Annotated in this window: 3 protein-coding genes; 2 read left to right on the top strand and 1 reads right to left on the bottom strand. The window is 74.6% G+C overall.

Going from position 1 to position 5817, the window contains the following annotated elements; all coding sequences use genetic code 11:
* The coding region (locus ABZZ38_RS30095; protein WP_356745671.1) for a response regulator at positions 1 to 1428 on the top strand (1428 nt) is incomplete at its 5' end.
* A gap of 77 nt (positions 1429 to 1505) precedes the next feature.
* Positions 1506 to 4004, top strand: a complete 2499-nt coding sequence (locus ABZZ38_RS30090) for a SpoIIE family protein phosphatase (RefSeq protein WP_356745669.1) — start codon at positions 1506 to 1508, stop codon at positions 4002 to 4004.
* Between the two features lie 39 nt (positions 4005 to 4043).
* On the opposite strand, the gene ABZZ38_RS30085 is transcribed toward ABZZ38_RS30090, so the two are convergent.
* The gene (locus tag ABZZ38_RS30085) at positions 4044 to 5657 is read right to left on the bottom strand and encodes an adenosine deaminase (protein ID WP_356745667.1); all 1614 of its coding nucleotides are present in this window, start codon (positions 5655 to 5657) and stop codon (positions 4044 to 4046) included.
* Positions 5658 to 5817 lie beyond the last annotated feature (160 nt).

Below are 5817 nucleotides of genomic sequence, written 5' to 3'. Positions count from 1 at the left end.
GCCGGTGAAGACGTGCGGGTGGCCGTGCGGGTCGTCGTAGATCAGCACGATCGATCCGGGGTGCCGTTCGACCTGCTGACCGATGACTCCCGGCTGCGGCAGGTGCTGCGCAACCTGCTGTCCAACGCGGTCAAGTTCACCGAGCGGGGCAGCGTCGAGCTGCGGATCGAGCCCGCGGCCGACCACGAACTCCCGGACGCCGTCCACCGCGGCGGCGCCGTCGTGGCCTTCCGCGTCAAGGACACCGGCATCGGCATCCCCGAACAGCAGCTGGAGTCGATCTTCGCCGCCTTCCAGCAGGCCGACGGCACCACCAGCCGCAAGTACGGCGGTACCGGTCTGGGCCTGTCCATCAGCCGGGAGATCGCCCACCTCCTCGGGGGAGCGGTCAGCGCCGCCAGCGTGCCGGGGGAGGGAAGCACCTTCACGCTCTACCTGCCGGTCGCCCGCGGTGACTTCGCGGAACGGCCCTCCGTCGACCGGGGCGGCGAAGCCGCCGCCGACGGCGAGGACACGGACACGTCCGCGGTCACGCGCCGCGTGCCGGACCCCGGCCCGTCCCTGCCCCGCCGGCAGCGCCGGCTGCTGGTGATCGAGGAGCGGCCCCGGGGCCTGCTGTCCCTGGTGGCCGAGAGCGCGGCAGCCGACCTGACCGGCAGCCGCGGCCTCGGGGACTCCACCGCGGGCGTGGACGTCATCACCGCGGTCGGCGCCCAGGAGGCGGCGGCCACCCTCGCCGCGGAGCCGTTCCACTGCGTCGTCCTCGAACTCGACATGGCGGGCGGCGAGGCGCTGCGGTTCCTGGACGCGGTCGACGGCGACCCGGCCCTCACCACCGTCCCCGTCCTCGCCCACAACAACCGGCGGCTCGCACCGGCCGACGAACGGGCGCTCCAGGCACGGGCCGACACCCGCCCCCTGGAGCTGCTGTCCAGCCTCGACGAACTGCGGGAACGCATCACCCTGCACCTGTCCGCCGAGCAGCCCGGGGACGTCCTGCCGCTGGTACGCCGGGACGAGACCGTCGAGCAGCCGCTCCAGCCCGTCGACGCCCACCTCGCCGGCCGTACCGTCCTCGTCGTCGACGACGACGCCCGCAACCTGTACGCACTCAGCGGCATCCTGGAGATGCACGGCGTGCACGTCCTGCACGCGGCGAACGGACGGGAGGGCATCGAGGCGCTCGGACGCCATCCCGGCATCGACCTGATCCTGATGGACGTGATGATGCCCGAGATGGACGGCTACGCGGCCACCGCCGAGATCCGGCGCATGCCCGACCACGCCGACCTCCCGATCATCGCGGTCACGGCCAAGGCCATGCCGGGTGACCAGGAGAAGAGCCTCGCCTCCGGGGCCAGCGACTACGTCACCAAGCCGGTGGACGCCAACGACCTCATCGCCCGCGTGCGGCGCTGGCTTACATAGGAGCTCGCGGGCGGCACGCCCGCCCCAACGCCACGATCAGCCCGCCCCCGCCGAGGCGACGAGGAGCCCGCACCACCATGAGCACGTCCGAACAACCCGGAACCCCCCTCGCGGGTGACGGGTCCCCTCTCCCCGGCCCGGGCCCCCTCCCCTCCGTCCGATCCGCGGACTTCCCACCACCGCGCCGGACGGCCCCGGCGACCGCGGACGACGCCCACGGGCAGACCGCCGCCATCGGCCGCCTCGCCGCCACGGTCGAGCGGCTCCGCCGCGAGGTCCGTTCCGCGCACGCCGCCGCCGACGGCCGCGCCCTCGTCGAACTCGCCAAGGGCGTCCTGGTCGAACGGCTCCGGTGCGCCCCCGCGGAAGCCGCCCGCCAGCTCCAGGACCTCGCCGAACAAGCCGGCGTGACCCACCTGGAGCTGGCCGCCGAGGTCATCAACCAGGCGGCCCGAGACCGCGTCGCCGAGGTCGCCGACGACTTCGTCCGGCGCACCGGCGCCGCCGCCGGGACCGGCGCGCCCCCGGACCACGACGGCCCGTCCGCGGCCGTCCGCCTGCGCACCGCCGAGAGCGGCGCCCTGGCGGCGGACGACACACAGGCCGTCGCGGAATCCCTCCTGGAGCACGCCCTGGCGCCGCTCGGAGCCCACGCGGTGGCGGTGTGGCTCGCCGGCTCCGACGCCTCCCTCACCCTGGCTGGCCACGCCGGCTTCGGCACCGGCGAGGCGGAGCGCTGGCGCTACGTACCGCCCGGCGTCGCCACGGTCGCCCGGCGCGCCCTGACCGACCGCCACACCGTCTCGGTGCGGTCACTGGCGCGGGACGGACTCCCCTCCATCGGCCGCCTCGAACACCCCGACAGCGGCCGGCTGGCCATCCCCGCCGGGACGGGCGGCAGGATCCACGGCGTACTGGAGATCTGCTGGCCGCACGCCCTGGAGCCGCAGCCACCGCAGATCATGCGGCAGATCGAGACCCTGGCCGAACTGTGCGCCCACACCCTGGAGAAGGTGCCGGGCGCCGCGGCCCGCCCGCCCCTCGCCGTGGTGGGCCGCCTGCCCCACGTCTCCGAACTGGTGGAGCTGTCCGAGGGCGTCCACGACTCCGCCCTCGTCCTCCTCCCGCACCTCGACGCCGACGGCCACCTCACCGACTTCCGCATCCACCACGCCAACAGCCGGTTCATCGACCCGACCGGACGCCCGCGCGGCGCCGTCAGCGGGGCGCTGCTCCTGGAGGCGTACCCCATGACCGCGGGCGACAGCGACCTGTTCGGCCGGGTCCAGCGCGTCTACGCCACCGGCGAGGCGTTCCGCGCCCGGCGGATGACCCTGACCACGCTGGTCGAGCAGGTGCCGTTCACGGCCGTGGCGGACGTCAGCATCACTCGGCACGGTTCGGCGGTGCTCCTCATCTGGCGCGTGGAGGACGAGACGGCCCGCTTCGCCAGCCTGCTCCAGCACGCCCAGCGCCTCGGCCGCATCGGGGGCTTCGAGGAGAACCTCCTCACCGGGGACATCGTCTGGAACCGTCAGCTTTTCGAGCTGCGCGGCCTGCCGCCCACGGCGCCCCCGGTACCCCTGGAGGACCTCCCCGCGCACGCCCACCCCGACGACGCCGTCGCCATCGGCCGCTTCCTGCGCACCGTGCTGCACCACCGGCGGCACGCGTCGATCGCGTTCCGGCTGCAGCGGTCCGACGGGGTCACCCGGCACATCCGCGTGGTCGCCGAACCCGTGCTCGGCGCCGACGGCCGACTGCTCGCCGTCCGCGGCGCCTACCAGGACATCTCGTCCCAGCACTGGACCGAGGTGGCGCTGGCGGCCACCCGTGACCGGCTGGCCCAGACCGAGCAGCAGGCAGTGGAGCGCAACCGCCTCACCCTGCAGCTCCAGCACGCCATCATGCCGCCCACCCGCGCGCCGCTCGCCGCCCCCGGCCTGGAGGTCGCGGTCCGCTACCGGCCCGCCGAGACCGAGTCCCTGGTCGGCGGGGACTGGTACGACATGGTCGTCCTGCCCTCGAAGGACGTGCTGCTCTGCGTCGGTGACGTCGCCGGGCACGGCATCGAGGCCGCGACCAGCATGGTGGTCCTGCGCAACGCCCTGCGCGGACTCGCCGTCACCGGAGCGGGCCCCGGGCAACTGCTGTCCTGGCTCAACATCGTGGCCCACCACCTGACCGACCGGGTCACCGCGACAGTGGTGTGCGGCGTCTTCGACCCGCGGACCCGCACGCTGCGCTGGGCCCGCGCGGGGCACCTGCCGCCGGTCCTGGTCCGCGGGGACGAGGCGAGGACGCTGCCGCCGGTCGGCGGCGTGCTGCTGGGCGCGCTCTCCAACGCCGAGTACGCCGAGGAGGAGATCCAGCTGGACCGGGGCGACACCCTGCTCATGTACACCGACGGCCTGGTCGAGCGGAAGGACCTCTCCGTGCCGGACGCCCTCGCCCAGCTGGTGAACACCGCGCGTACACCGGCCGCGTCCCTGGAGCACCGGCTCGACCGTCTCCTCACCCACAGCCGGTCGGACACGGACGACGACACCTGCCTCATCGGCATGCGGGTGGAGTGAACGGCTCTCCCCGGACCCCGGGAAGAGCCGCTCACCGGGTCACCGGCCGGGCCGGAAGGTCCGCTCGAAGACGGCGAAGGCGGCTTCCTGCCGCCACTGCACGGCGGCCTTGGGACTGGCGGCCAGCAGCTTCCCGCACGCACCGCCGGGCGCCGGGACGCCGGCCCGTTCCGTCCGGCACTCCGCGACGGGACGGTAGCCGTCGCGCGTCGGGTTGCCGCGCCACAGGCTGCGGCCGGGCAGGAACGCGTACTCCAGCGACGCCCGCGCCAGGTCCTTCAGCTCCGGGTAGCGCAGGCCGTAGGTCGTGGCGGCGTACTGGTACTCGTGGCTGATGTCGATGCGGGAGACCCCCGGGTCGTCGGTGGCGAGCACGAGGGGCACGCCGTGTTCCCGGTAGGCCGTGAACGGATGCTCGCTGCCCCTGACGCCGAGGATCTGGGCGTTGCTGCTGAAGGGCACCTCGACGGCCACCTCCCGTGCGGCCATCGTGCGGGCGAGCCGCTGCCAGTCGTCCTCGTGGACCAGGTCGACGCCGTGCCCGATGCGCTCGGCGCGGGCGACGTTCACCGCCTCGCCGATGTGGAACGTCAGGTGCTCCGGCTTGACCAGGCCGGGCACCAGCTCGCCCGCGTGCAGGGTGAGGTGCGCACGGGGATGGACGCGCCGGAGGTGGGCCAGCATGCGCATGTGGAGCCGGTAGTCGCGCAGCGCGGTCGCCCCGTCCTCGGGCTGGACCAGGTTGACGGCCACGAACCGCGGGTCCCGCTCGGCGAGCCGCATGCCGAGGGCCATCTGGGTGAACACCGTCTCCGGGGCGCTGCCCCGTGACACCTGGGAGATCCACCGGACCACGAGACGGCAACCGGGTGCGGGTCGCGCGGAGCCGCAGCGCGCCGCGGCGCGGAACTCGGCGTCGGCGGCGTCGGCCTCGGCGCGCGCCTCGGCGACGACCCGGTCCAGTTTTCCGTCCGCCATCAGCTCGCCGTGCAGCCGGGCGAGGTCGGGGTCCCAGCCCACCTCGGCCGCGAGCCTCTTCGCCCCTTCCGAGGCCGGGGTGACCATGGTCTCCAGGTACGACTGGTTCTGCGCCGCGGCGGAGTTGGCGACGTCGGCCAGCTGTTTGCCGCGGTGACGCCAGGTCACCGCACCGAACTTCGCGAAGGTGGCGAAGAAGTGGTCGTGCCCGGACTCCCCGGCGGGGAAGTCCTCCATGGACCAGGCACGCACCAGCGCCCGGTGGAACGCCGGGTCGCCGGCGGCGTCGGAGGCCGGCCGCGTGCCCGGCCCGCAGGGAGGTGCCACCGCCGTCATCGACGCCTCGTCGACGCAGAGCCCGTCCTGACGGGCGAGCTCGATGAGGTATTCGGTGGAGACGGCGCCGGCGAGGTGATTGTGCAGGTCCCCGCCCTTCGGCAGGTTCCGGAAGAACGCGCGCAGTTCGGCGGGCCGCTCGCGGAGCGACTCCAGACGGGCGGCGGTCCACGCCTCCGCCGGGGTCGTCGGGCGGGTGGAGGATTCGGATGGGGGGCGCTCGTTCGCGGCCCGTGCCGCGGCGGGCGGGGCGGACGGCGACGACAGCAGGCCGAGCGTGGCGAGGCAGCTCGCGAGGAGCGCCCGGCGGCGGCCGGCGCGGTGGTGTGGGGTGGTCACCGTCGCAGGATCACCAACCGCGCCCCGCGGAGGGGTGCGGTCAGCGGCGTGTACGCCGTCGGTCACCCGCCCGGACCATCGGCGCGACCCCGACCCCGACCCCGACCCCGACCCCGACCCCGACCCCGACCCCGACCCCGACCCCGACCCCGGGCCCGAC

The organism is Streptomyces sp. NPDC006368, assembly GCF_040612535.1.
Taxonomy (GTDB): Bacteria; Actinomycetota; Actinomycetes; order Streptomycetales; family Streptomycetaceae; genus Streptomyces.
Note: the sequence above shows the minus strand (reverse complement) of the source record. Positions and strands in the feature narration are given on the sequence as shown.

What these genes read in the sequence shown, in the direction of transcription:
- ABZZ38_RS30090 (WP_356745669.1), top strand. Translation starts at nt 1,506, where the DNA reads ATGAGCACGTCCGAACAACCCGGAACCCCCCTCGCGGGTGACGGGTCC.